A 26,547-nucleotide genomic window follows, 5' to 3' on the forward strand; every position below is an offset into this window, starting at 1 on the left:
CTTTTGTATAAATCGATAAAGGGTACCTTAAACCGGAAAATAGTATTAATTTTGTATTTCAAATTCAAAGAAAATTTTATGAGTTCATACGATGTGGCCATTATTGGCTCAGGACCAGGAGGATATGTGGCGGCTATTCGTTGCGCACAATTGGGGTTGAAAACGGCAATAATAGAAAAGTACAGTACTTTAGGAGGAACCTGCCTTAATGTTGGTTGTATACCATCTAAAGCTTTGTTGGATTCTTCTCACCATTACGAGGATGCCATTAAACATTTTTCGGATCACGGAATTGATATTCCTGGCGAGATAAAGGTAAACTTGGAGCAGATGATCGCCAGAAAGGCGGCTGTTGTAAAACAGACATGTGATGGGGTCAAGTTTTTGATGGACAAAAATAAAATTGATGTTTTTGAAGGATTGGGTAGTTTTAAGGACGCTACACATATTAATATCAAGAAAAATGATGGGACTACGGAAACCATTGAAGCTAAAAATACAATTATAGCTACAGGAAGTAAACCGTCTACGCTTCCTTTCATCAAAATAGACAAAGAACGCATAATTACATCTACAGAGGCCTTAACGCTAAAAGAGATACCTAAGCATTTAATTATTATAGGTGGAGGGGTTATTGGTTTAGAGCTCGGTCAAGTTTACAAGCGTCTTGGCGCGGATGTTACCGTAGTTGAATATATGGATCGCATTATTCCTACTATGGATGCTTCGCTTTCCAAAGAATTGACCAAGGTTTTAAAGAAGCAAAAGGTAAAATTCAACCTTTCCAGTAAAGTGAAGTCCGTTGAGAGAAGCGGAGACGAGGTTGTAGTTAAGGCCGATGATAAAAAAGGTCAGGAGATAGAGTTGAAAGGTGACTACTGTTTGGTTGCTGTGGGTAGAAGACCTTATACCGATGGATTGAACGTTGAAGCCGCTGGTGTTAAATTGGATTCTAGAGGCAAAATAGAGGTGAACGACCATTTACAAACTTCGGCTTCTAACATCTACGCTATTGGAGATGTTATTCGTGGTGCCATGTTGGCCCATAAAGCAGAAGAGGAGGGAACTTTGGTTGCCGAACAATTGGCAGGCCAAAAACCTCATATAGATTATAACTTGATTCCAGGTGTGGTTTACACTTGGCCAGAAGTTGCTTCTGTTGGTAAAACGGAAGAAGAACTTAAAGAAGCTGGTGTAGCATACAAAGTGGGACAATTTCCAATGCGTGCTTTAGGTCGCTCTCGTGCCAGTATGGATTTGGACGGGTTTGTAAAAATATTGGCCGATAAGAAGACGGACGAAGTTCTAGGGGTTCATATGATTGGTGCCCGTAGTGCGGATTTAATTGCCGAAGCGGTTACTGCTATGGAATTCCGTGCATCTGCTGAAGATATCTCTAGAATGAGCCATGCGCATCCTACTTTTGCCGAAGCGGTAAAAGAAGCTGCTCTTGCAGCTACGGATAACCGTGCATTGCATATTTAGACTTTACAAAGTATTGTAAAAAAAATCCCGTCTAATTTCTAGACGGGATTTTTTTATTTGTGGCTTCCATCACAATAAGGTGGGTTGCTTGTAAGCTTGCAAGTGCAGATTCTGGCGTCTTTATCTTCATCAACTTGAAAAACTAAAGAGCCGGGTTTCTGGTGTTGTTTATGAGAGCCATCGCAAAAAACATTCGTTTCGGAATGGCCGCAGGTACACCAGGCATATCTCTTATCTTTTTCCAATGCCAATTTAACGGGGGTAAACTTTTTATCGCTCATGTTTGCTATTGTTTTGTTTTTAGATGAAGGGATAAAAATAGTAGAATCCTTTCAAGGGTTTATGTTTTACCGTCTATTTTGATTCAGTCCTAATAACCTTTTGCTTCGGATGTGTAAAGTCGATACTGTTTTTCTGGATCCGGTTCTGAGCTGTGATATCTCTATTCGTAATTTCTATGTAGCTTTAGGTTTTAGTAATTAAAACATTTTTCAATGCATATAAATGACAAGTCAGGTATTACGGAATACACTGCAGATTCTAAGAGGTATAACACAATGAAATACAATCGCTGTGGAAAAAGTGGTGTTTTGCTGCCCGCTATTTCCCTTGGTTTGTGGCATAACTTCGGTTTTATAGATAATCAGCATAACGCTAGGGAAATTTTAAGAACAGCGTTCGATTTAGGGATTACTCATTTTGATTTGGCCAATAATTATGGACCTCCTTATGGTTCGGCAGAAGAAAATTTTGGGGTGCTTTTTAAGAAAGACTTTAAAGGGTATAGAGATGAGATGTTCATAGCTTCTAAAGCGGGATTTGATATGTGGCCCGGGCCTTACGGCAATTGGGGCTCTAGAAAGTATCTAATGGCCAGTATAGATCAAAGTCTAAAAAGAATGGGATTGGATTATGTTGATATTTTTTATCACCACAGGCCTGATCCGGATACACCCTTGGAGGAAACTATGGTTGCTCTTGCGGATATTGTTCGTCAAGGAAAGGCTCTTTACGTGGGTATTTCCAACTATCAGCCTAAAGAAACGGCAGAAGCAGCTGCGTTATTAAAGGAGTTAAAGGTTCCGTTTGTGCTGCACCAAGCTAGGTATTCAATTTTTGATAGGTGGGTAGAAGATGGGCTGCTAGATACTTTAGAGGATAGTGGAGTGGGCTGCATTGCTTTTTCTCCTTTGGCACAGGGAATGCTTACCAACAAATATGTAAATGGTGTGCCAGATGACTCTAGAGCAGCAAAAAATCTGACCTACCTGGACAGGGAACAAGTAGAAAAAAACCTGGATAAGATTAAAAATTTGGCAGCTCTTGCGGATAAGCGAGGCCAAAAGCTATCTCAAATGGCCATTGCTTGGCTTTTAAATAGGCCGGCTATTTCTTCTGTATTGGTGGGGGCGAGTTCTGCTGGTCAACTTAAAGAGAATGTAAAAGCGTTGGATAATTTAACGTTTACGGAAGAAGAGATGAGGGTGATCAATGCAAATTCGTAGTGTATCGTTAAAATGAATAGCGCAATGCTTTGCTGCTCAAAAGAAAAAAATCCGAGCTATAAACTCGGATTTTTTTCTTTTATTTAAAAGATGGCAGAAATTAATTCTTAGCCAAACCAACTCTTCTTAAGAATCTAAAAAATCTACTTTTTGAAAGTTGAAATATATAGATTGAAGTAATCTCAATTTTTGTCAAAACAAATCTTAGGGCAGTGGCGATTCTTAGTTTTATATGCTCCTTATTTTTTTCATAAACAAGAGCGGAATAAGTACAGACGACCATAAAAGTTAAGGCTCCTAAAATAACGGTTACAGGGGAAAGGGAATGGTGTAAAAACCGATATAGTCCTAATCCTGTAAATGTGCCGTATAGGATAATAAAATGTATGATGTAAATTGATAGGGTGCTTTGTCCAATTTTTAAAATACTCTTGTTTTTAAGTAGGCTTCTAAATAGCATAAATACGCTAAAAACAAGCAGTACATCACCTAGTCTTATGAATAAGTAATTATTGAAATAAATGTTTGCAAAAAGCTGTAAACCTGTATGTTTTGATGCGAGTAAAAACAAATCGGATGAGTAGACTATTAATGTAGCCCCTGTTGCGGCAAAAAGAGGAATGGCTATGAAGTATAAATATTTCAAGTTTTTAAACTTCGTAAAAACAACCGACAAAAAAGCTCCAAATGAAGCATACCCAAACCATGGGAGAATGGTAAAAACAGAACCGTTGCTTTTCGTTAGGTAATTGGCAAAGGCATCCGGTAAAAATGAGAATTCCCAAGTCTTGTAAGTGGGTTCAAATATGAATAAAACCAAGGTTGCGCTTAATAGTATAGTTGGGAAAGCAAACTTCTTTCGTTTTTCAGTGAATAGATAAACGCCAATAATCCCAAGTAAAGAAAGTCCTATGCAATGCAGTACATCGATCAGATAAAAGGAATCATAGATTTTTCCCTGTAGAAGACCTAGAAGGTTCGTCCGCAATAAATACCCAATAAACAAGAGTTCAAGCCCTCTTTTTATGCCCTTTTTTACCCTAGGGTTCTGAAGTCCGGTTTTATCGCCTTTAATTAAAAGATAGGTAAAGATAAACCCTGAAACCGTAAAGAATACGGGAGCGGTAATGCCTCTAAAGTACTTCCAGATAGAAAAAGCAGTATTGGACCCATCTCTATAAACAGGGTCTAGCAATCCATCTATAAAATGCCCTTGGAGCATCATTAGAATGGCCCATGCCCTCATGGCATCAATAAAATACAATCTTGCTGTCTTATTTTCCACTGCAAATACGATCAATAGTTGGCGAAAGCATCATTAAAACTTAAAACTTTGCATTTTAGTACTTCTGTTCGTTGTACTGCTCCTTTGTTAACAGGAGCAACTGTCATATATACTTGTAATACAGTTAGTTTGGATGTTTGCGCTGCAAAATTAGATAAAATACTCGCAATTCAACTCTATTTGCTATATTTTCGCTAAAACACATCAAACTACTAATTATGGCAACGCTATTAGCATTCGCAGGAAGCAACTCCTCTAAATCAATAAATTATCAATTGGTAAAGCATACCGTCTCTCTTATTGAGGGGTATAACGTTCAATTATTGAATATGGTAAACTTTCCTTTCCCTATGTTCAGTGAGGATTATGAAAGAGAAAATGGATATTCAAACTCATTGGTAGAGCTTAAAAATGACATTGTCAAGGCAGATGGCATCATTATCTCGGTTAATGAGCATAACAGTGGTCCTTCAGCTTATTTTAAGAATTTAACAGACTGGTTGTCACGTGTTGAGCGTAAGTTTTTAGAGGATAAACCTGTGTTGTTGATGTCTACCTCAGGAGGGCAAAGAGGAGGTATGACAGCTTTGGAAACCACGGAAAAGGTTTTGCCTAGATTTGGAGCTCAAATAGCCGCTACTTTTTCTTTACCTTCTTATCAAGAAAATTTTACGGAGGGGGAAGGTATAACGAATTCTGAGCTTGCTAAGGCACACCGCGCTGCTGTAGACCAGTTTTTAAGTAAATTCTAAAGTCTCTTTCATTTGCGTATTTCTACTACGTTCACGGTTTCTGAAATTAAAAAGTTTAAGGAGGACCTATTGCTTTGGGCGCAACAGTTTGAAGAAGTGGTGTGGTTGGATGGCAATGGGCACAATAGCAAGTACAGCTCTTTTGATGCTTTACTGGCTGTAGATGCCTTAACGACCATTAAAACTGATAGTGAAAAGGCTTTTGAAAAATTAAGGGAGTTTCAAGATAGGGCCAAAGACTATATTTTTGGTTATCTCTCGTACGACCTTAAGAATGATGTGGAGCGCCTGTCATCTAAAAATCACGATGGACTAGGGTTTGCAGAGTTGTTCTTTTTTCAGCCAAAGAAAATTATTAAGTTAAACGGGAATACCGTGGTTTTTGAATATCTGCGGATGGTAGATGATGAAATACAGTCCGATTTTGACTTGATTTCCGGCGGAATTCTGGAGAAGGAAAGCATCTCAGTGACGGAAAACATCAAAATAAAGCTCCGTATTTTTAAGGACGAATATTTTAAACAAGTAGGTAAAATGTTGTCCCATATTCACCGGGGTGATATTTACGAAGCAAATTTCTGTCAAGAATTCTATGCAGAAGACACGAAAATCAACCCTTATAAGACCTATCAAAAGCTAAATAAGATATCAGAAGCGCCTTTTGCATCTTTTTTAAAGGTCTATGACCAGTATTTGCTTTCGGCCTCTCCGGAGCGTTATTTGCGTAAAGAAGCGGGGAAGTTAATATCGCAACCTATTAAAGGGACTTCTAAACGAGCCAAACAGCCGGAGGAAGATGATAAGCTAGTGAATGCCCTTAAAACCGACCCTAAAGAAAGAGCTGAAAATATAATGATCGTAGACTTGGTCCGTAATGATTTGTCTAAAAGTGCCCTAAAAGGCAGTGTGGTGGTTGAAGAGCTTTGTGAGGTCTATACCTTTCAACAAGTACATCAAATGATATCCACTGTGGTGGCTCAAGTTTCATCCGGTGTTAATCCCGTTGATGTAATCAAAGAATCCTTTCCTATGGGTAGCATGACGGGAGCCCCAAAAGTATCGGCCATGAAGATTATTGAGGAATTGGAGGCTTTTAAACGAGGGTTATACAGTGGTGCTGTGGGGTATTTTACGCCCAACGGGGATTTCGATTTTAATGTAGTCATAAGAAGTATTCTTTACAATGCGTCAAAAAAATACGTTTCCTATTCCGTGGGAGGTGCCATTACGGCAAAGGCCATTCCGGAAAAAGAGTATGAGGAGTGTTTGCTGAAGGCAAAAGCTATGCGAGAAGTCCTTGAGGGCTAAGCCTGTTTAAAGATGCGTATTGTGACTTCCAAATTCTAATTCTTGCTTACCTTTATATCGTGTTAGAAGAATTTCAAAAACATATTGAAGCTAATTTTCAAAACCTTGTAAAGACCAAGTTTTTATTGGCCTGTAGCGGAGGGTTGGATAGTGTGGCTTTGGTTCATCTTTGCATTAAGTGTAAATTGGATTTTGCCATTGCGCACTGCAACTTTAATTTGAGGGGAGAGGCTAGCAACGGTGATGAAAAATTTGTTCAAGAATTAGCATCGAGTAATGATATTCAATTTTTCGTAACTAATTTTAATACAATTGGTTATGTTAAAAAAAATAAAGTTTCAGTTCAAGTTGGTGCAAGAGAGCTTAGGTATCGTTGGTTTACAGAAGTCATGCGTGAAAATGATATTAAAACCTTGGTAACTGCCCATCATGTGGATGATAGTTTGGAAACGTTTTTAATCAACCTTTCCAGGGGGACGGGTATTGACGGGCTGTCCGGAATTCCGGAAAAAACGGAGCCTTTGTCAAGGCCGCTACTTCATTTTTCTAGAAGTCAGATTTTGGAATATGCAAAGTCTCAAAACTTAAAGTGGAGAGAGGATGCCAGTAATGCGGATACCAAATATCTTCGGAATAAAATCCGGCATGAAATCGTGCCTTTGCTGAAAGATTTAAACCCTTCTTTTTTAAAGAATTTTACAAAGACACAAGAACATCTTTCGGAGAGTGCAGCGCTTATTGACGCCCATGTTTTGGAATTGAAGTCGCGCTTGTTTCAAGAAAAGGAGGGGGTAATTCATATTTCCACTCAAGCATTATTGAATTTAAAGCCTATTTCAGCACAAATACATGCTCTGTTTAAGGCATATGGGTTCACGGAGTGGAATGATGTGGAAAATTTAATAACTGCCATGAGCGGGAAGGAGATTTATTCTAAAACCCACCGCTTGCTTAAGGATAGGGAGTTTTTATTGTTGACCGAAGTTTCTGAGAAAGTTGATACCGAGTTTTATACTATTTCGGAAGAGCAAACCGAAGTTTTAGAGCCCATCCATATTACAATTGAATCGGTAGATAGTTTGTCAAGCAAGGGTCTCCACACACTGTACGTAGATAAAAAAGCGTTAAAGTATCCGTTAACGATAAGGAAATGGAAAAATGGCGACTACTTTTATCCTTTAGGAATGCAGGGAAAGAAAAAGTTATCCAAGTTTTTTAAGGACGAAAAGATTGATGTTGTTTCCAAAGAGCGCCAATGGTTGCTTTGTTCCGGTGAAGATGTAGTTTGGATAATAGGTAGGCGGGCAGATGAGCGTTTTAAGGTAAAGGAAGATACAAGTGATATTTTAAAATTTATATTAAATTAATGAAATATATAATAGTATTTATTGCATTGTTTTTTAATTCTTTAGGTCTTTTCTCCCAGGATGATGACAATCCCGTAAAATGGTCTCAAGAAGTAAAAAAAATTAGCGACACAGATTATGAGTTGATTCTGAAAGGAGACATTGCGGAAGGTTGGCATGTGTACTCTCAGTTCACTTCTGAAGGAGGGTCCTTGCCAAGTGAATTCAGTTATAAAAATGCAGGCGAAAACTATGAGCTTGTTGGTGAAACTTTAGAGAGTGAAACCATTGTTGAGTATAGTGATATTTTTGAGGTAGATGAAACCTTTTTTAAGGAAACCGCCATTTTTACTCAAAAAATAAAACTACTTAATCCGGATGTCAATCAAATTGATATCAACTTTTTCTATCAGGTTTGTAAAGAGGTCTGTATTCCGGTGGATGCAGATTTTAGTTTTGTTCTAGATGGAGGGGTGGCTGTAAACGAGGAGAAGACTATAGATGAACACAGTAAATCTTTGAGTTCGGCTTTAAAAATCGATTTAAAGAATAAGGAACTTTTAGGGAGTACGCACGAGGTAGGTGAGGCAAGTTCCGGTCTTTGGATGATTTTTGGCTTAGGATTTTTAGGTGGATTAATTGCGTTGTTGACGCCCTGCGTTTTTCCTATGATTCCGCTTACGGTATCGTTTTTCACCAAACACTCGCAAAAAAAATCCAAAGGCATTATAAATGCCCTGTTGTATGGCTTTTTCATTGTTTTAATATACTTTTTACTGAGTCTGCCTTTCCATATTTTTGACTCGGTAGACTCCCAGATATTAAATACCATTGCTACCAATATTTGGTTGAACATTGCCTTTTTCTTGATTTTCGTGTTCTTTTCGTTCTCCTTTTTCGGGTACTATGAATTGACTTTGCCTAGTTCTTGGGCAAATAAGATGGATGCAGCTTCTTCCAAAATAGGTGGCGTAATAGGTATTTTCTTTATGGCGGTAACATTGGCCATTGTTTCATTCTCATGTACAGGGCCTATTTTAGGCGGACTCTTAGGAAGCACTGTACTAGAAGAGGGTGATGTAGCTGTGAACCTTTCAGCGGGCATGACCGGTTTTGGTGTGGCGCTGGCTCTGCCGTTCGCTCTTTTTGCATTATTCCCTGCCTGGTTGAATTCATTGCCAAAATCCGGTGGGTGGATGACTACGGTTAAAGTGGTGTTAGGTTTTCTAGAACTGGCATTAGCACTTAAATTCCTTTCCAATGCAGACCTTGTAGGCAATTGGGGTATTTTAAAACGTGAAATATTCTTGGGTATATGGGTGGTATTGTTCGTATTGCTTGCGCTTTATCTTTTTGGATTATTTAGGTTTCCGCATGACGGACCAAAGCAAAAACTTTCAGCGGGAAGAAAAGTTACGGGATTGGTAAGTGCCGCGTTTTCAATTTATGTTCTTTTGGGGCTTATAGGGGTTTCTAACCTTAAGCTTTTGAGTGGTTTTCCGCCACCGGCATTTTACAGTGTTTTTGAAACAGAGAGCGACTGTCCGCTGGGCATAGATTGTTATAAGGATTTTGATGAAGGAGTAGCTCATGCAAAGAAAGTAAATAAGCCTATCCTGTTGGACTTTACCGGTTGGGCCTGTGTGAACTGTAGAAAGATGGAAGAGAATGTTTGGAGCGAACCTGATGTGTATGCTATTTTAAAGGAGGACTACGTTCTTATTTCTTTGTACGTAGATGACAGAAAGGAACTTCCTGAGGCAGAGCAATTTGATTTTAAATATGATACCGGCCGTGTAAAACATATTGAGACCGTAGGGCAGAAATGGGGTACTTTTCAGACGGTTAATTTTAATGCGGCTTCTCAACCTTACTACGTTTTGATGACACCGGATATGGAAATTCTAAATACCGCAGTGCAGTATACGGATGGTGATGTGTATGAGGAATGGTTAAAGAAGGGATTGGTAAATTTCAAAAACAACTAGTTTAGTATTCCTATTAAAAGAAAAAGGGCGTTCCAAAATATTTTGGAACGCCCTTTTTTCATAGGTTAAGTTTTGTTCTTATTGAAGCGCATCCGGTTGAACGTCAAATTGAAACTCATCTTGAATTTCATCGTCTGTTGATTGGATAACTCTAGCGGGTTCGTTGCCAAGAATTTTATCCAGTTGCTTCAAAAACCTATTATGGACCTGATTGGCAGTTAGGACTTTGCCTTTATTTTGGATTCTTCTAGCTAGTAGGTAGCCCCTTCTTGCAGCTTCCATACGTTGTAAAGGCGTGCCGTGGTGACCATCACTTGTAAAACTACAGTCGCCAATGTTAAAGAAAAGCTCTAGAAATTGTTGGGTTCGTCTCCAGTTTTGGGTACCACCTTTTTTATGGGTTACATAATACCCGGTGAAGAAATCGGCTTCTAGTTCCGTTGTTCTGGTAGCTTCGGGAGCATTATCCGCAGCACCGTTAGGGTACCATTTTTCCTGATTGTTAAATTGTATGTGGTGAGCCCATTCATGGGCCATGATGCCATTCCAGATTACACCTCGCCGTATACCCGTTTGTTCAAGTAGGTCTACTATACCATCACCAATTACAATAAGGTCGTTCTGTCCAAAGGCACCGTCCAGAGCAATTGCGAATCCATCTGCGGTAATCAATGGTGTCTCCGTTAGAAAGGTGCTCTCTACGTTCACAAAATTTGTAAAATAGTAGGCAAGGGCATTGGCTTCTGATGCAGGTCTTTCATACCAGAACATAAGGATATCCACTAATTTGTCATAATCTTCTAGAGTGCTTTTGTGTTGCCCGCGCACCTCTATCTCATGTGGCATAAACCAGAATCTCTCAAGACTTTTGGTTATATTCTTTACTTTTTGGGTGTCTTCCCCGTCTGCTCCAAAATACTGCGGGCTATCATCGGTAATGGTGGATAGAAAGTTCATTTCTGCATAGAGTTCATACCAATCAAAACCAATGGAATCCAGATTGCTAGAAACCGAAGCAGCAATTACGTCGTCTAAAGGAGTTAAGGTGCATTTACTGGGCTCTACAATAGAGGCTAAATTAAAGGGAACGTCATGAAACATTGACTTTTCAGGAAGTTTTTTAATCAATGACGGGGCTTTAAAATTAAAGTCTGAAGAGGGAATGCCAATTTTTGAGGTAAAAGGGGTTAAGCTGTCTTCGGTGCTTAGTTCAAATTCGTCTTTGGTACATGAAACAAGAAAAAGTCCGGCACCAATAATAGTTCCGGCAATTTTTAAGTAAGCATTTTTCATATAGTGTTTTTTAGGTTTATTTTAACTAAAAATAAGAATATTCAGATTTAATCACTTAATAAAATTGTAGTTTTTTCTTACTTTTTTGATTTTTGGTTGTTTTTGCTGTGCGTAAACGTGTCTTTGTAATTAAAATGAACCTTCATTTTTTAATAGAAATAGGTCGTTAATAGATGCTTTTAAGCGAGGTATCCGTTCTTTCTTAGCTCCTTGTAAATAATTCTTATATTAGGTCAAAACTTAGACTTGAATGAGAAAACTTAAGCGCTTAGGGTGGGGCTTCCTTGCTCTTATTGGTGTGCTAGCTGTTATTGTAGGAAGTTTCACCTATCATTTAAAACCTGACTATGATGGGGAAAAGTCCCTTCAAAATCTTTCCGGAGAAGTGCAGGTATATTATGATACTTATGGGATTCCTCATATTTATGCGGAAAATGATACGGACGCATTTAAAGCGCTGGGGTATGTTCATGCCCAGGACAGATTGTGGCAAATGGAACTTTTGCGGCGTATAGGAAAGGGTGGTTTGTCAGAGGTGTTCGGAAAAGACTTGTTGGGTACGGATAAGTTCTTTCTGGCTTTAGGAATAGATCAGTATTCTACGGAGACTATAGCAAAACTTAATTCATCCGATGTGGCGGTGCAACTATCTCAAGCGTACTTGGATGGCGTAAATGAATTTGTAAAGGAAGGACCCACTCCCGTGGAGTTTTATCTAACAGGTTTAGAAAAAACACCGTTTGAGTTAAAGGATGTCTACAATACCCTTGGGTATATGGCTTTTAGTTTTGCTATGGCTCACAAAACGGACCCGTTATTGAGTAAAATAAAGGATAAATTGGGGTTTGAGTACTTAAAGGATTTGGCAGTTCATAGTGATACTACAACGTTATGGATAAAAAACTACCCCAATACTAAAAACGATTCCATACATAAATCTATTTCAGAGGTGATGTCTTCTCTAGAAAAACTATCAATTCCATTGTTTGAAGGTAGTAATGGTTGGGCCATTGCACCGGGAAAGACCAAAAGTGGGAAGGTAATCTTTGCGAACGACCCACATATTGGATATTCGCAACCATCAGTTTGGTACGAGGCTCATGTAAGTACGCCAAGTTATGAGAAATACGGGTATCATCTTGCCGGAGTTCCTTATCCCATCTTGGGTCATAACCGAAAGCTGGCCTATGGCATGACCATGTTCGAGAATGACGATGTGGATTTCTATTACGAGAAAACACATCCAACGGATCCAAGAAAATATAAAGAGGGTAGTGGGTGGAAGGATTATGAGGTTATCTCAAAAAACATTAAAGTGAAGGATTCTGAGAATGTTCAATTTTCTTATAAAAAAACGAATAGGGGTCCGGTATTAAATGGTATTGCTGATCAAATTACCGGTGATAGACCCATTTCTATGTGGTGGATTTTTACTAAAGTTGAAAATAAGTTACTTACTTCCCTTTATAATATGTCATACGCCAAGGGATTGGGGGATTTTGAGCAAGCTTTGGGTGACCTACATGCTCCGGGATTAGGTATTGTTTATGGTGATGCTGATGATAATGTGGCATGGTGGGCCGCAGCTAAGCTTTATGAGATTCCGGACAGCGTGAATACCAAATTTGTATATGAAGAAGGAAAAGGTCTGCCTGTGGAAAAGAAATATTTGGATTTTAGTAAAAATCCGCATGCGATAAATCCACCGTGGCACTATGTTTACTCCGCTAACAATCAACCGGATTCTATTGCTGGAGTGTTGTACCCTGGTTATTATTTGCCTGAAAATAGAGGGCGAAGAATTGAGGAACTGTTGGAGGGTAAAGACGATTGGGACAAGGAAGCTGTGGGCGACATGATAACCGATAATACCTCGCCTGTAAATGTAGAAATAGTATCCCAATTGCTCAAAAAGGTGAATGTTGAGGGTCTTAACGATAGTCATTTGCAAATTCTGGATCGCCTTAAAGCTTGGAAAGGCGATTACCCTGTGGAAAGTACAGCTGCAACAGTATACCATAGATGGATGTATTTTATTTTAAAAAATACATTTAAGGACGAATTAGGGGAAACACTTTTTGAGGAGATTTTAAATACACACTTTATAAAACGGACCATAGCGCCCATAATAGGTAAAGAGAGCTCTATTTGGTGGGATAATACAAATACATCCGGTACCATTGAAAGTCAAAGCTATATTGTTACCATTTCTTTTAAGGAAGCAATGGAAGCGCTTGGTGATCAATTGGGCAATGATACAACTGCATGGGTTTGGGGTAGCGTGCATACCCTTGAGCACGGGCATCCTATAGGTCAGGTTGAAGCGCTAAAATCTTTTTTTAATGTAGGTCCGTTTGCTATAAACGGAACTCGGGAGGTTATCAACAATACCTATTTCCCGTATACGGAAGACGGTATTAACAAAGTAAGTTCCGGGCCATCAACAAGAAGGGTCGTAGATTTTTCGGATGTTGAGAATAGTATGAGTATCCTGCCTACGGGACAATCGGGAAATCCTTTTAGTGAACATTATAAGGATCAGGCGGAAATGTATGCAAAGGGAGAGTTTCGTAAAATGATGCTCAATAAAGAGGAGATACTTTCCACATCAAAGTCTCAACTTACATTAACGCCAAAGAATTAACTTGAATAAAAGCCAACTATAGAATTTAAATAGATAAAGAATATGCTCACCAAAGTTTTTGGAAGTGCCGTTTTTGGCGTAGATGCAACAACTATCACGGTAGAAGTCAATGTAGATAAAGGCGTTGGGTACCACTTGGTAGGGTTGCCGGATAATGCAATAAAAGAAAGCAACTACCGCATTGCGGCAGCACTATTGAACAATGGCTATAAAATTCCCGGCAAGAAAATAACGTTGAATTTGGCTCCGGCAGACCTTAGAAAGGAAGGTTCTGCGTATGACCTGACTTTGGCTATAGGAATTCTAACCGCTTCGGGACAGATTAAGTCGGATAATGTAGAAAAGTACATTATCATGGGCGAACTTTCTCTAGACGGTAGTCTCCACCCTATAAAGGGAGCATTGCCCATAGCTATAAAGGCGCAAGAAGAGGGTTTTGAAGGTTTTATTCTACCCAAGGAAAATGCCAAGGAAGCGGCTATTGTTTCTGATTTAAAAGTTTTTGGAGTTGATAACATATCGGAAGTAATAGAATATTTTGACAATGGAACACCGTTAGAGCAGACCATCATTAATACTCGTGAAGAATTCTATAAAACCCTTGATTTTCCGGAGTTTGATTTTGCCGATGTAAAAGGTCAGGAAAGCATCAAGCGGTCCATGGAAATTGCGGCGGCAGGTGGGCATAATATTATTTTGGTCGGTCCTCCAGGCGCGGGAAAAACGATGCTTGCGAAGCGATTACCTTCTATTTTGCCACCTATGACCTTGCATGAGGCACTTGAAACTACCAAGATTCATAGCGTTGTAGGTAAAATAAAAAATATGGGGTTGATGAGCCAGCGTCCGTTCAGAAACCCACATCACACAATAAGTGGTGCTGCATTAGTTGGAGGGGGAAGTTACCCACAACCGGGAGAAATTTCATTATCGCACAACGGAGTACTGTTTTTAGATGAGTTGCCAGAGTTTGAACGTAGGGTGTTAGAGGTAATGCGCCAGCCCATGGAAGACCGTGAGGTTACTATTGCCAGAGCACGTTTTACGGTTACCTATCCAAGCAGTTTTATGCTGGTGGCAAGTATGAACCCTAGTCCGGGCGGATACTTTAATGACCCGGATGCACCCGTAACTTCGTCTCCCGCTGAAATGCAGCGCTATTTAAGTAAGATATCCGGGCCTTTATTGGATCGTATAGATATTCATATTGAAGTTACACCGGTTCCTTTTGATAAATTGTCAGAAGATAGAAAAGGGGAAAGCAGTGTGGAAATCCGTAAGCGGGTGACCGCTGCAAGAGAAGTGCAGACCAAGCGTTTTGTTGATTTGCCCAATGTGCATTACAATGCCCAGATGAACACCAAACAGATTCGGGAATTTTGTAGATTGGATGAAGCTTCTAAGGAACTGCTCAAGAATGCTATGGAGCGCTTGAATCTTTCGGCAAGGGCCTATGACCGCATTTTAAAGGTTGGGCGTACTATTGCTGATTTAGAAGGTGCAGACGCCGTAAATGGCACTCATATAGCGGAAGCTATTCAATATCGTAGCCTGGATAGAGAGGGTTGGTTAGGGTAATTTGGTTAGACTGCGTACAAATAAAGAAAAAGCTCCTATCTGTAAACAGAGTAGGAGCTAGATAATCTAAGCTTGAATTTTAAGGGACTCCTAGAACGGGTGATTTTTGTATAGGAAAATCGCCATTACGATTATAAAAATTACATTGAATGCAACATAGGCGTAAGTGAGTTTGTCTCTTGTCTTCATAGAATATTTATCTGTTGTTCCTTCACAAAAATAAAAGTATAAACGGATAATAAAACAAAGAAAAACCCCACAATTTTTGGGTTATTTTTTACAAATAGTTGAGGTATTTGGTGATTGCGTTAAATTTAATACCTCGTAGCCTATGACTAATTCTATTGCATATAGGTTCTTACAGGTGTTTATGCAACTGTTGTGTAAAAGATGACATACAAAGACCATAAAAAACAAAAAGCGCAGAAAGCATAAACAAGGTAATCATTAAGAGTAGTTTTTTCTTTCATAAGAATTGGGTTTATATATAAAACGCTTTTATGGACTAGTGACACCTTTATCAATCGGGCAAAGGGGATTAAATTCGATTGAAAACATGAATGTCGGTAAGCGGTATTTATAGCTCCACAAACGGAATAAATGTAAAAACACCTTATCCTTTTTTTTAAGCAATACAACCTAAGGTTTGAGCTCTAATTGATAGTTTGTGTTCTTTGTTTTTTGGAAAGAATCTAGATAGAAAAGAGAAATGATATAATAAGCCCTTTGGAACAATAGATGTTTCTGTCAAGGGTCTTGTTGTTAGTTCAGATAAGTTCTTCAGACAAGCTAAGAAGAGGCTTTAAATAGGCTGGTGTTCAATTCTGAAAACGAGTAGGTAGGGAAAGAGTGGTATTGAGTAAGAAGTTGTATGTAGATGCTACTACAATTGAAGCTCTCCGTTGCCGTGACCTTCTTTTCCTTTGTTGTTGGCAAATACGTCCTTTAAAATATAAGCAATGATTATAGTAATTCCTACAGCTAGAAGCGGAATGGCATAGGATTCGTTTAACATATTCAAAAGGCTTCCGGCTATAATGGCAAGAGCTCCAACTACCATGGCTAAATTCCACAGTACACGGGCCATATTGTTTTTTTGTCTGCGGTCCTCGTCCAGAAAATAGGCAGTTCCTTCCATAATAAACCAAGTAATGAAAGAGATAGCAATTAGTATTTGAAAGAGTAGGGTAAACGGTAGGTCAACTATCCGGAAAAGCCCATTAAGTGCCCAACTGGTTACCATTACCATTTTAACGATATCAATAAACAGTTTGGTTTCCTTTTTCCAAAAACGTATAGTATATAGGATAAGAATGGCTGTAAATGCCAAGAAGATAGTTTCTGACGCGTACGGCCAATGAAAAATGCGAGATAGCATGCCCAACAACAAAATTGCGATTGAAATTCTCAATGGAGTCTTTAAAATCTTTGTATTATTTGACATGGCAATAGGTTTTAAGTTTATATCGCTTTGATATGTACACGCAAGCCTTCCATTATCCCTAGAATATTTGTAACGGTTTCTTTAAGATAATATTTTATAACTACATGGGGTATTCGTATGGTGGTAAAGCCATTTTTAAACGAATGCATGGCTTCTTCCAGGTCATTAATGGCTTGTTCATGGGTCATCATATGATATTCCGTATCTATTTCAATATTGAGTTTTACTCTAGATATGGCAATATCTATTGATTTTGAACCGTCCCACCATTCTAACATAGAAGGCACTCCGGCTTCTTTTAATCCATAGTATAATTGTATGGCCTCACGAGGGGTATCGTTAAGTTCTACTAGTTTTATCATTCTTGGTCTATGTTCTCTACACAATTCAACACCAAGAAGGTCCATTGAGTGTTTGTGATCTGTATAACCAAGTTTTTTATTGCATTCTAAACAATTCATTTCAGTAGGTCAATTAGGCCCCGATTAAAATGAGGGGGAAGTTCGATTTGGGATAATAATAACCCGTAATTTTTCTGGATATTATGTAGACTCGATATACGGCACCCTAGTTTTAGATGAACTGCAATTTTTTAGATAAACGGCATTAAAAAATGTTAAAACTGTGGTGAAATGAGGGGTTGCGAAAGAAGTGTTGGTAATTGTTTTGTGCGTTAATAGAAGGTCGTTTCTGACAGGAAGTCTTAAAGTTTATCAGTATTTTCGAAATTAGAAATTCCAAAATGGCAAGAACTTATATTGATTTAAATTCTGATGTGGGCGAAGGTGTTGGTAACGAAAATGAGCTGTTACCTTTATTGTCTTCCTGTAATATTGCATGTGGAGGTCATACGGGGGATAAGAGGACTATGACTCAAGTAGTACGGCTGGCTAAAGCACATAATGTGGCGATTGGGGCTCATCCCTCATATCCGGACAGGACTAATTTTGGGCGGTCTTCCATGAAAATGGATGCCAAAGCACTTATAGAGAGCATAAAGTTTCAGGTACAAAGTTTGGTTGAAGTTATAAAGACGGAGGATGCAAGACTAAGTCACATTAAGCCTCATGGAGCACTTTATAATGACATAGCAAAAGATAGCTCCTTGGCACTTTGTTTTTTAAAATCGATTGAAAAATATAAAGATGAGGTGTCTGTTTATGCGCCATATGGTTCGGCAATCGCGAAAGAGGCTGTGGAGTTAGGGTTTAAGATAAAGTACGAAGCGTTTGCAGACCGTAACTATGAACCAGATTTAAGTTTGGTTTCCAGGCAAAAACCAAATGCACTAATAATTGATAAAGAAAAAGTTTTAGCACATGTGGTTAAAATAGCAAAGTTCAATAGAGTGAGAACTGTAGGGGAAACTGAACCATCAATTTTGGCAGATACTTTTTGTATTCACGGAGATACTCCATCGGCATTAGAAATAGTATTGTATCTTACTAAAGAATTACCCAACCATAATATTTATTTAAAAAGTGAATAAGTACTCCATTTCAATAAGGCCCTTTGGTATCCATGCAATTTTGTTAGAGTGGCCTGGTAGGGTAGATGTTGCTATTCTTGAAGATATACTTCAATTTACCCAGTACCTTAAAGAGTGTTGCTTAAAGGATAAGGATTGGGAAATAGTACCGGCCTATAACTCGGTAGCCCTTATCTACAGAAAAGAACCTATAGATTTTGTTGAGTTAAAAACCAAGCTGCTTAGTTGGTACAAAGAGGATATTAAAGCAGTAGTGCGCGAACAGGTTTTATGGCGCCTTCCCGTCTGTTATGATAAAGATTTTGGTATTGATTTAGAGGAAATTTCTCAAAAATCCGGTCTGTCCGTTACGGAAATAGTGAGCCTTCATACATCTCATGTGTATACTGTTTTCGGAATTGGTTTTCTTCCTGGGTTCACCTATTTAGGGGGGCTTCCTCAGGTTTTGGAGTTTAACAGAAGGCCTCAACCACGTTCAAAGGTTATAAAGGGGTCCGTAGGTCTGGCGGGTAAACAAACAGGAATTTATCCTCAAAATTCACCGGGAGGTTGGAATATTGTGGGGAACTGCCCTGTACCTATGTTCGATCCCAAGGCTGAAGAACCTTGTTTTGTAAGTGTGGGTGATCAGGTTCAATTCTATGAAATAACTAAGGCCGAATATGATTTGCATAAGATAGAAAACGAAGTAGGCATTTATAAACTTGAAAAAATTATAGTAAATGCTTAAGATTCTCAAATCAGGACTTTTTACTACGGTCCAAGATAGCGGTAGATATGGGTATTTGAACAAGGGAGTGCCCGTGGCGGGTTACATGGATGCATTTTCAGCCAGAAAGGTGAATCAACTTTTGGATAATGAAGATGATGCTGCCGTGTTGGAAATAACCATGACTGGACCTACTTTGTTGTTTGAAAAAGAAACCTATGTTAGTATGGGGGGAGCTTTGCTTTCGGCAACTTTAAATAATGAACCCGTAGGTAATTACGAGGTATTGAAAGTGAATAAAGGAGATATTCTTTCTTACGGAAAACTCGAAAAAGGTTTTCGTAGCTACCTTGCCATAAAAGAGGGGTTTAAAACGCCGGTGGTTTTAGGGAGCCGGTCGCTCTTTTCTTCGGTAACCCAAAAGAATCATTTTGTAGATGGGGATGAGGTAGAGTATGACGCCTGTTCTCATTTTGAACCTAGGATAAGTAAGTTAAAGGTGGATTCTTTTCTAAGCGAAACGGATTTAAAGGTTACCCGAGGGCCTGAGTATGAAAGCCTTTCGGATAGACAATTGGAAATGTTGTTCGCTAAAAAGTTTAGCATATCCAACGAAAATAATAGAATGGCTTATCAGCTAGAGGAAAAAATTGAAGGCATTCAGACTTCAATGATTACATCGGCCACGCTTCCCGGAACGGTTCAGTTAACACCGTCCGGTAAACTCATATTGTTGATGAAAGATGGGCAGACTACTGGGGGGTACCCTCGTGTACTACAGTTATCGGGCAAAGCCCTGTCAATACTGGCGCAAAAAAAATATGGAGACGAAATTCAGTTTAAATTAAATTCATAAATAAACGGGGTTATTTCTGCGAATAATTTATTGTTAAACCCTATCTTTTTGATTAATATTGTTCCAATGAAAACAAACACACATACAATTGTTGTCGTAAACGTCATTCTCGTAAGGGGGTGATGCAGTTTTTCATTGTTTAGAAAGGCCTGTATCCAATTGATTCGATACAGGCCTTTTTTTGTTATTGAAGCCCTGGTATTGAGAAAACCGTTGATAAGAGACAAATTTAATGATGTATTTTGATGAATTAATGTGAATTGAATATGATAAAATATATTGGTTAAAAATCTGTTAATCAATATTTTATATATTTTTTTTAACTATTGGATTTAGATACGAAAGACACACGGCAAATACCAAAATAAAGAAAACAATACCTTTGAATGTAAAGAGTACATATTGTAAACTGAACAACCAATTATATAGCGCTTAATGGAACTGAATAAATACAGTAAAAACGTAACACAAGATTCAACACAACCAGCTGCACAAGCAATGCTTTATGCAATAGGTTTTAAAGATGAAGATTTTAGCAAACCATTAATTGGTATCGCAAGTACCGGTTACGAGGGCAACCCTTGTAATATGCACTTGAACGATTTGGCCAAGTTGGTAAAAGAGGGTGTCAATTCAAAAGAAACGGTTGGCCTTATTTTTAATACTATTGGAGTTAGTGATGGTATTTCAATGGGGACTCCGGGTATGCGTTTTTCACTTCCATCAAGAGATATCATTGCAGATTCTATGGAGACCGTTGTTCAGGGTATGTCCTATGATGGTCTTGTTACCGTAGTAGGTTGCGATAAAAACATGCCTGGTGCTTTAATGGCTATGTTGCGTTTAAATCGTCCTTCAATTTTGGTGTACGGTGGTACCATAGCTTCAGGATGTCATAACAGTAAGAAATTAGATATCGTTTCCGCTTTTGAGGCATGGGGCGAGAAAGTTGCGGGTACTATGGAAGAGCCCGAATATAGAAGTATCATTAAAAAATCTATTCCGGGTGCGGGTGCCTGTGGTGGTATGTATACGGCTAATACTATGGCTTCTGCAATAGAGGCTTTGGGTATGTCCTTGCCTTACAATTCTTCAAACCCTGCTATTAGCAGTAATAAAGAAGAGGAGTGTATTGCTGCTGGTAAGCAAATGCGCATTCTTATAGAAAAGGATATTAAACCTTTGGATATCGTTACACGTAAATCCCTAGAAAATGCTATCCGTTTAGTTACTATAATGGGTGGGTCTACCAACGCTGTATTGCATTTCTTGGCAATAGCAAGAGCTGCGGATATAGATTTTACGCTTCAGGATTTCCAACATATTAGTGACACTACTCCGTTTATAGCAGATTTAAAACCAAGTGGTAAATACTTAATGGAAGATGTTCATAGAGTAGGTGGTATACCTGCTGTTTTAAAATATCTTTTGAAAAATGGATTACTTCACGGGGACTGTATGACCGTAACGGGAAAAACTTTGGCGGAGAACCTAGAGGAAGTTCCGGATTTGGAAGAAGGGCAAGATGTAATTATGCCTTTGGATAACCCTATTAAGGCTACGGGGCATTTGCGTATGTTGTACGGAAACCTTGCTAAAAATGGTTCTGTAGCAAAAATAACTGGTAAGGAGGGTTTACTCTTTAAAGGAACGGCTAAAGTTTTTAATGGGGAATATGCCGCTAATGACGGTATTCGTACTGGTTATGTCAAAAAAGGAGATGTTGTGGTTATTCGTTATGAAGGTCCAAAGGGTGGTCCTGGTATGCCGGAAATGCTTAAGCCTACGGCTGCTATTATGGGAGCGGGTCTTGGTAAAGATGTAGCTCTTATTACAGATGGTCGTTTCTCCGGTGGTACACACGGTTTTGTGGTTGGGCATATTTCGCCTGAAGCACAAGAAGGAGGTAACATTGCCTTAATAGAAGATGGTGATATTATTACGATTGACGCGGAGACCAATTCAATTAATGTTGAGGTTTCGGATGAGGAATTGGCAAAGCGTAAAGAATCTTGGGTAGAACCTGAGTTGAAGTTTAAAAAAGGAGTATTGTATAAATATGCACGATCTGTGTCATCTGCTGCGCAAGGTTGCGTAACTGATGAGTTTTAATGAACATGAAAGGGTTTCTTGAAAATGTGATGAGAAACCAAGAGCAGAGAGGTCTCTGCAAATTAGCTATTATAAGGAATGAAGACCTATGGAAACAGTTAAAATAAAAACCGAAGTGAACCCAAAGAAAACAAAGCTTAAGATTAGTGGTGCAGAAGCCATTATACATTGTTTGTTGGCTGAAGGAGTGGATTTGCTATATGGTTATCCAGGTGGAGCCATTATGCCCGTTTATGATGAATTATACAAGTTTCAGGATAAACTTACGCATATATTAACCCGTCATGAACAAGGTGCTACGCATGCGGCACAGGGGTATGCTAGGGTTTCCGGTAGAGTGGGTGTGGCTATGGCTACGTCCGGGCCTGGGGCTACAAACCTTGTTACGGGATTGGCCGATGCTCAGATAGATTCTACACCAATGGTGTGTATTACGGGGCAGGTTACCCGTCATTTGTTGGGGTCGGATGCTTTTCAGGAAACTGATATTATCGGGATTTCTACACCGGTTACAAAATGGAATTACCAGATAACCGAAGCTTCTGAAATACCTGAAATAATGGCTAAGGCATTTTATATTGCCAGGTCGGGTAGACCAGGTCCGGTGTTGGTTGATATTACTAAAAATGCGCAGATTGATGAGTTTGAGTTTAGTTATGAAAAGTGCACTGCCGTACGCAGTTACAACCCTGAACCTAAACCCAAAGTTGAATCTATTGAAGCTGCGGCCCAACTTATAAATAACGCTAAAAAACCGCTTATTGTTTGGGGTCAAGGTGTTATTTTGGGTAAAGCCGAAGAAGAGTTGAAAGCTTTGGTTGAAAAGTCCGGCGTGCCGGCAGCATGGACCATAATGGGGGCTTCGGCCATGGATAATGAGCACCCCCTAAATGTGGGTATGGTGGGTATGCATGGTAACTATGCACCCAATATGTTAACGAACGAATGTGATGTTCTCATTGCCATAGGTATGCGTTTTGATGATCGTGTAACTGGTAATCTGGAAACTTACGCCAAACAGGCTAAAGTAATTCACTTTGAAATTGATAAAGCTGAGATAAACAAGAACGTTCATGCAGATGTGGCGGTTTTGGGAAATTCAAAAGAGACTTTGGGTCTATTGTTGCCCTTGATCAAGGAGAACAAGCATGAAGCTTGGCGCAATGAGTTTGAGAGATTGTATAAAATTGAATTTGATCAGGTAATCAAAAACGATATTCACCCTACTAAAGAAGGGTTGACTATGGGTGAGGTTATTGAGCAAATAAATGTAGAATCTGAGCAGAAAGCTGTAATCGTAACAGATGTAGGGCAACATCAAATGATTGGTTGTCGCTATGCGAAGTTCAAACAGACTAAAAGTAACATTACTTCAGGTGGGTTAGGAACCATGGGTTTTGCCCTTCCAGCGGCAATTGGCGCCAAAATGGGAGCTATGGAGCGTGAGGTGGTCGCTATCATTGGTGATGGTGGCTATCAAATGACCATTCAGGAGCTTGGCGTAATCTTTCAGCATAACGTACCTGTAAAAATAGTGGTATTGAACAATGATCACTTGGGTATGGTACGCCAGTGGCAAGAGCTTTTCTTTGATAGGAGATATGCTTCAACTATTATGACCAATCCGGATTTTGTTAAGATTGCCGAAGGTTATAGTATAGAGGCAAAAAGAGTAAGCACCCGAGAGGAACTTACAACTGCCGTTAAGGAGATGATTGCCTCTAAAGGACCATATTTCTTAGAAGTAAAAGTAGAGAAAGAAGACAATGTATTCCCTATGATTCCTTCTGGGGCATCAGTTTCTGAGGTTCGTTTAAAATAACAGATTTAAGATAAGCGAACACGAAACATTTATAAGCTAAAGAAGTGATAGATTCCAACATACAGGATAAACCTGCAATCCATCAGAAAATCAAACAAAAGTCGGAAGAAATTGGTTTTACCATGCCTTCGGATGTGTACATAGGTACATTGTTAAAAACGCTAGTATCCTCTAAGCCAAAAGGAAGCTTTTTGGAATTGGGTACGGGAATAGGGTTGAGTCTATCTTGGATGGTAGATGGTATGGATGCTGAGTCTAAATTAATTTCGGTAGATAATGACCCAAAGTTGATCTCTATTGTCAAAGACTATTTTGAGTCTGATAAAAGAGTTCAATTATGTTGTGAAGACGGTTCAGAATGGATAAAAAACTATACGGGTGAAAAATTCGATTTAGTTTTTGCTGATGCGTGGCCGGGAAAATACAGCGAAATTGATGAAGTTTTAGATTTGGTAAAAGTGGGTGGTTTTTATGTAATCGATGATATGACCGCTCAACCCAATTGGCCAGAAGGACATGAGGATAATGTGGAGCGTTTATTGGCTTATTTGGAAAATAGAAAAGACTTTACACTTACCAAATTAAACTGGTCTACAGGGTTAGTTCTTGCGGTAAGAACGAGTTAGTAAAAGTGTTTGTGAGTGAAAATAATGGGTTGTTCTAGAGGAAAATCCGCTCTCAAGTGCAGTTGAGAGGTTAAAAAAATACAATGTTAGTTATCGGCTGCGCTCGATAAAACCCTATTAAATTGAACAATGGAAAAACAATGGTTTACCATATCGGTATATTCGGAAAACAATGTGGGTTTACTGAATAGAATCTCTGGTATATTCTTAAAGAGACACATTAATATAGAGAGCTTAAATGTTTCAAAATCAGAAATAGAAGGTGTTTCTAAGTTTACGATAGTTGTGCATACTACCGAGAAGTGGACGCGTAACATCGTAGGGCAAATAGAGAAACAGATAGAGGTAATAAAAGCCTTTTATCATACAGATGAGGAAACCATTTATCAAGAATCGGTTCTATTCAAGATTGCTTCTAATCTACTTTTTGATGAAAGACAGATTCAGAATATTATAAAAGACAACAATTCGCAAATCGTTACGGTTGCCAGGGACTTTTTTGTAATTGCAAAATCGGGTAGGAGAAACGAAATTAATGAAATGTACGATCAACTGAAGCCCTTTGGTATTATGCAGTTTGTACGTTCTGGGCGTATTTCGGTTTCTAAAGAAGAAATGCAGATTACCGCTTTGCTAAAAGAATTTTATCAAGACTAATAACTAAATAAAAATCAATAATTAATTTAATAAAGGATTCTGGTCAATAGCTATACTGGTATAACTTTGGACGGAATTTGAAAAACACGATTGAAAAATGGCAAATTACTTTAATACATTATCATTAAGAGATCAACTGACGCAATTGGGCAAGTGTAGGTTCATGGATGCTTCAGAATTCGCAGATGGTGTATCAGCTTTAAAAGGAAAAAAAATAGTTATTGTTGGTTGTGGAGCCCAAGGTTTGAACCAAGGTCTAAATATGCGCGATTCAGGTTTGGATATCGCTTATGCCTTGCGTGATGCTGCAATTAAAGAAAAAAGACAATCCTTTTTAAACGCTAGCGAAAACGGATTTACCGTTGGTACGTACCAAGAATTGATTCCTAGTGCCGATGTGGTTATCAACCTAACTCCGGACAAGCAGCATACTGCTGTGGTTGGTGCAGTAATGCCATTAATGAAAAAGGGAGCTACGTTATCCTATTCTCACGGTTTTAACATTGTAGAAGAAGGTACTCAGGTTCGTGAGGATCTTACTGTAATAATGGTAGCGCCAAAGAGTCCAGGTTCTGAGGTGCGTGAAGAATATAAAAGAGGTTTTGGCGTACCTACTTTAATTGCCGTTCATCCAGAGAATGACCCAGAAGGTAAAGGTTTGGAGCAAGCTAAAGCATATGCCGCAGGTACAGGTGGACATAGAGCTGGTGTTCTTGAGTCTTCTTTTGTAGCGGAAGTAAAGTCGGATTTAATGGGTGAGCAGACTATCCTTTGTGGGTTGTTACAAACAGGAAGTATTCTTTGTTTCGATAAAATGATCGAGAAAGGTATAGATGCCGGTTACGCTTCTAAATTGATTCAATACGGATGGGAAACCATTACCGAAGGAATGAAATACGGTGGTATTACCAACATGATGGACCGTTTGTCCAATCCTGCAAAAATCAAGGCTTTTGAACTTTCGGAAGAATTAAAGGATATCATGCGTCCACTATTTCAAAAACATATGGACGATATTATGACCGGTCATTTCTCTAAAACAATGATGGAAGACTGGGCCAATGACGATAAAAACTTATTGACTTGGCGTGCAGCAACGGGTGAAACCGCTTTTGAAAAAACTCCGGCAGGTGATGATAACATCTCTGAACAAGAGTTTTATGATAACGGTGTGTTAATGGTGGCTATGGTTAGAGCTGGTGTTGAGTTGGCTTTTGAAAGTATGACGGAATCTGGAATCATTGGTGAGTCTGCTTATTATGAGTCATTGCATGAAACTCCGTTGATTGCGAATACAATCGCAAGAAAGAAATTGTTTGAAATGAACCGAGTAATTTCAGATACGGCCGAGTACGGTTGTTATTTGTTCGATCATGCGTGTAAACCATTATTGACCGATTTTATGAAGAAAATAGATACGGACGTAATTGGTAAGGCATATGCCGGTGACAAAGGTAACGGTGTAGATAACGCAAAATTAATTACGGTTAACAAGGTACTTCGTGATCACCCAGTAGAAATTGTAGGAGCAAGACTTCGTGCTTCTATGACGGCTATGAAGCCTATTGTATAATTAATAGAACAACCCTGTCCGGTTATTTTATCTTCCTTACTATGGGGAATTAAAATTCTAGACAGGGTTTTTTAA

At 38.9% G+C, this 26,547-nt stretch carries 21 protein-coding genes; 16 read left to right on the forward strand and 5 right to left on the reverse strand.

Features of this window, described 5'->3' with window-relative positions:
* The first annotated feature begins 78 nt into the window (after positions 1 to 78).
* The gene (gene lpdA / locus H9565_RS10500) at positions 79 to 1,485 is read left to right on the forward strand and encodes a dihydrolipoyl dehydrogenase (protein ID WP_215439351.1); all 1,407 of its coding nucleotides are present in this window, start codon (positions 79 to 81) and stop codon (positions 1,483 to 1,485) included.
* Between the two features lie 53 nt (positions 1,486 to 1,538).
* Here lpdA and H9565_RS10505 read toward each other — a convergent pair whose 3' ends face one another.
* Positions 1,539 to 1,766 (reverse strand): CDGSH iron-sulfur domain-containing protein, encoded by a 228-nt coding sequence (locus H9565_RS10505; RefSeq protein ID WP_215439353.1) that lies wholly within the window; start codon positions 1,764 to 1,766, stop codon positions 1,539 to 1,541.
* 213 nt (positions 1,767 to 1,979) lie between these two features.
* Between H9565_RS10505 and mgrA the strand changes: the two genes are divergently transcribed.
* Positions 1,980 to 2,990, forward strand: a complete 1,011-nt coding sequence (gene mgrA / locus H9565_RS10510) for an L-glyceraldehyde 3-phosphate reductase (RefSeq protein ID WP_215439355.1) — start codon at positions 1,980 to 1,982, stop codon at positions 2,988 to 2,990.
* 100 nt (positions 2,991 to 3,090) lie between these two features.
* Here the strand turns inward: mgrA and H9565_RS10515 are convergent, their stop codons facing one another.
* A complete protein-coding gene (locus tag H9565_RS10515; protein WP_215439357.1) occupies positions 3,091 to 4,275 on the reverse strand; it encodes a heparan-alpha-glucosaminide N-acetyltransferase domain-containing protein in 1,185 nt (394 codons plus the stop codon).
* Positions 4,276 to 4,493: 218 nt separating this feature from the next.
* On the opposite strand from H9565_RS10515, the gene H9565_RS10520 reads away from it, so the two are divergent.
* The 4 genes from H9565_RS10520 to H9565_RS10535 are packed head-to-tail and all read left to right on the forward strand — an operon-like array spanning position 4,494 to position 9,669.
* On the forward strand, positions 4,494 to 5,027 hold the full coding sequence (locus H9565_RS10520; protein WP_215439359.1) for an NADPH-dependent FMN reductase: 534 nt from the start codon (positions 4,494 to 4,496) through the stop codon (positions 5,025 to 5,027).
* A 12-nt stretch (positions 5,028 to 5,039) separates the two neighbouring features.
* On the forward strand, positions 5,040 to 6,335 hold the full coding sequence (locus tag H9565_RS10525; protein WP_215439361.1) for an anthranilate synthase component I family protein: 1,296 nt from the start codon (positions 5,040 to 5,042) through the stop codon (positions 6,333 to 6,335).
* 59 nt (positions 6,336 to 6,394) lie between these two features.
* A complete protein-coding gene (tilS, locus tag H9565_RS10530; protein ID WP_215439363.1) occupies positions 6,395 to 7,702 on the forward strand; it encodes a tRNA lysidine(34) synthetase TilS in 1,308 nt (435 codons plus the stop codon).
* On the forward strand, positions 7,702 to 9,669 hold the full coding sequence (locus tag H9565_RS10535; protein ID WP_215439365.1) for a protein-disulfide reductase DsbD family protein: 1,968 nt from the start codon (positions 7,702 to 7,704) through the stop codon (positions 9,667 to 9,669). The genes tilS and H9565_RS10535 overlap by 1 nt, the downstream gene beginning before the upstream one ends.
* Positions 9,670 to 9,747: 78 nt before the next feature.
* On the opposite strand, the gene H9565_RS10540 is transcribed toward H9565_RS10535, so the two are convergent.
* Positions 9,748 to 10,962 (reverse strand): hypothetical protein, encoded by a 1,215-nt coding sequence (locus H9565_RS10540; protein WP_215439367.1) that lies wholly within the window; start codon positions 10,960 to 10,962, stop codon positions 9,748 to 9,750.
* 250 nt (positions 10,963 to 11,212) lie between these two features.
* On the opposite strand from H9565_RS10540, the gene H9565_RS10545 reads away from it, so the two are divergent.
* Positions 11,213 to 13,606, forward strand: a complete 2,394-nt coding sequence (locus H9565_RS10545; protein ID WP_215439369.1) for a penicillin acylase family protein — start codon at positions 11,213 to 11,215, stop codon at positions 13,604 to 13,606.
* Positions 13,607 to 13,648: 42 nt separating this feature from the next.
* Positions 13,649 to 15,184 (forward strand): YifB family Mg chelatase-like AAA ATPase, encoded by a 1,536-nt coding sequence (locus H9565_RS10550; protein WP_215439371.1) that lies wholly within the window; start codon positions 13,649 to 13,651, stop codon positions 15,182 to 15,184.
* Positions 15,185 to 16,067: 883 nt separating this feature from the next.
* On the opposite strand, the gene H9565_RS10555 is transcribed toward H9565_RS10550, so the two are convergent.
* Positions 16,068 to 16,628: a hypothetical protein gene (locus H9565_RS10555; RefSeq protein ID WP_215439373.1), complete on the reverse strand. Its 561-nt coding sequence runs from the start codon at positions 16,626 to 16,628 to the stop codon at positions 16,068 to 16,070.
* Between the two features lie 17 nt (positions 16,629 to 16,645).
* Positions 16,646 to 16,990 (reverse strand): hypothetical protein, encoded by a 345-nt coding sequence (locus H9565_RS10560; RefSeq protein ID WP_317195436.1) that lies wholly within the window; start codon positions 16,988 to 16,990, stop codon positions 16,646 to 16,648.
* Between the two features lie 380 nt (positions 16,991 to 17,370).
* Here H9565_RS10560 and pxpA point away from each other — a divergent pair, with 380 nt between their 5' ends.
* From pxpA to ilvC, 8 genes are all read left to right on the forward strand, one after another.
* Positions 17,371 to 18,117 (forward strand): 5-oxoprolinase subunit PxpA, encoded by a 747-nt coding sequence (pxpA, locus tag H9565_RS10565; RefSeq protein ID WP_215439377.1) that lies wholly within the window; start codon positions 17,371 to 17,373, stop codon positions 18,115 to 18,117.
* Positions 18,110 to 18,847 (forward strand): 5-oxoprolinase subunit PxpB, encoded by a 738-nt coding sequence (gene pxpB / locus H9565_RS10570; protein WP_215439379.1) that lies wholly within the window; start codon positions 18,110 to 18,112, stop codon positions 18,845 to 18,847. Before pxpA ends, pxpB begins: the two co-directional genes overlap by 8 nt.
* Entirely contained in the window at positions 18,840 to 19,682 is an 843-nt protein-coding gene (locus tag H9565_RS10575; protein ID WP_215439381.1) for a 5-oxoprolinase subunit C family protein, read from the forward strand. Before pxpB ends, H9565_RS10575 begins: the two co-directional genes overlap by 8 nt.
* Before the next feature lie 435 nt (positions 19,683 to 20,117).
* Complete coding sequence (gene ilvD / locus H9565_RS10580) at positions 20,118 to 21,794, forward strand: dihydroxy-acid dehydratase (protein ID WP_215439383.1); 1,677 nt, start codon at positions 20,118 to 20,120, stop codon at positions 21,792 to 21,794.
* 88 nt (positions 21,795 to 21,882) lie between these two features.
* Positions 21,883 to 23,616, forward strand: coding sequence for a biosynthetic-type acetolactate synthase large subunit (gene ilvB, locus H9565_RS10585; RefSeq protein WP_215439384.1), 1,734 nt, complete (start codon positions 21,883 to 21,885; stop codon positions 23,614 to 23,616).
* Between the two features lie 44 nt (positions 23,617 to 23,660).
* Positions 23,661 to 24,242: an O-methyltransferase gene (locus H9565_RS10590; RefSeq protein WP_317195437.1), complete on the forward strand. Its 582-nt coding sequence runs from the start codon at positions 23,661 to 23,663 to the stop codon at positions 24,240 to 24,242.
* Positions 24,243 to 24,371: 129 nt separating this feature from the next.
* Positions 24,372 to 24,899, forward strand: a complete 528-nt coding sequence (gene ilvN, locus H9565_RS10595) for an acetolactate synthase small subunit (RefSeq protein WP_215439386.1) — start codon at positions 24,372 to 24,374, stop codon at positions 24,897 to 24,899.
* Between the two features lie 97 nt (positions 24,900 to 24,996).
* A complete protein-coding gene (gene ilvC, locus H9565_RS10600; RefSeq protein ID WP_215439388.1) occupies positions 24,997 to 26,472 on the forward strand; it encodes a ketol-acid reductoisomerase in 1,476 nt (491 codons plus the stop codon).
* The last annotated feature ends 75 nt before the right edge of the window (positions 26,473 to 26,547 follow it).

The sequence above is a fragment of the Zobellia russellii genome, from assembly GCF_018728565.1.
GTDB classification, from domain to species: domain Bacteria; phylum Bacteroidota; class Bacteroidia; order Flavobacteriales; family Flavobacteriaceae; genus Zobellia; species Zobellia russellii.

Coding starts and splice junctions, on each gene's coding strand:
- lpdA (WP_215439351.1), top strand. CDS start 79: ATGAGTTCATACGATGTGGCCATTATTGGCTCAGGACCAGGAGGATAT.
- H9565_RS10505 (WP_215439353.1), bottom strand. CDS start 1,766: ATGAGCGATAAAAAGTTTACCCCCGTTAAATTGGCATTGGAAAAAGAT.
- mgrA (WP_215439355.1), top strand. CDS start 1,980: ATGCATATAAATGACAAGTCAGGTATTACGGAATACACTGCAGATTCT.
- H9565_RS10520 (WP_215439359.1), top strand. CDS start 4,494: ATGGCAACGCTATTAGCATTCGCAGGAAGCAACTCCTCTAAATCAATA.
- H9565_RS10535 (WP_215439365.1), top strand. CDS start 7,702: ATGAAATATATAATAGTATTTATTGCATTGTTTTTTAATTCTTTAGGT.
- H9565_RS10540 (WP_215439367.1), bottom strand. CDS start 10,962: ATGAAAAATGCTTACTTAAAAATTGCCGGAACTATTATTGGTGCCGGA.
- H9565_RS10545 (WP_215439369.1), top strand. CDS start 11,213: ATGAGAAAACTTAAGCGCTTAGGGTGGGGCTTCCTTGCTCTTATTGGT.
- H9565_RS10550 (WP_215439371.1), top strand. CDS start 13,649: ATGCTCACCAAAGTTTTTGGAAGTGCCGTTTTTGGCGTAGATGCAACA.
- H9565_RS10555 (WP_215439373.1), bottom strand. CDS start 16,628: ATGTCAAATAATACAAAGATTTTAAAGACTCCATTGAGAATTTCAATC.
- H9565_RS10560 (WP_317195436.1), bottom strand. CDS start 16,990: ATGATAAAACTAGTAGAACTTAACGATACCCCTCGTGAGGCCATACAA.
- pxpA (WP_215439377.1), top strand. CDS start 17,371: ATGGCAAGAACTTATATTGATTTAAATTCTGATGTGGGCGAAGGTGTT.
- H9565_RS10575 (WP_215439381.1), top strand. CDS start 18,840: ATGCTTAAGATTCTCAAATCAGGACTTTTTACTACGGTCCAAGATAGC.
- ilvD (WP_215439383.1), top strand. CDS start 20,118: ATGGAACTGAATAAATACAGTAAAAACGTAACACAAGATTCAACACAA.
- ilvB (WP_215439384.1), top strand. CDS start 21,883: ATGGAAACAGTTAAAATAAAAACCGAAGTGAACCCAAAGAAAACAAAG.
- ilvN (WP_215439386.1), top strand. CDS start 24,372: ATGGAAAAACAATGGTTTACCATATCGGTATATTCGGAAAACAATGTG.
- ilvC (WP_215439388.1), top strand. CDS start 24,997: ATGGCAAATTACTTTAATACATTATCATTAAGAGATCAACTGACGCAA.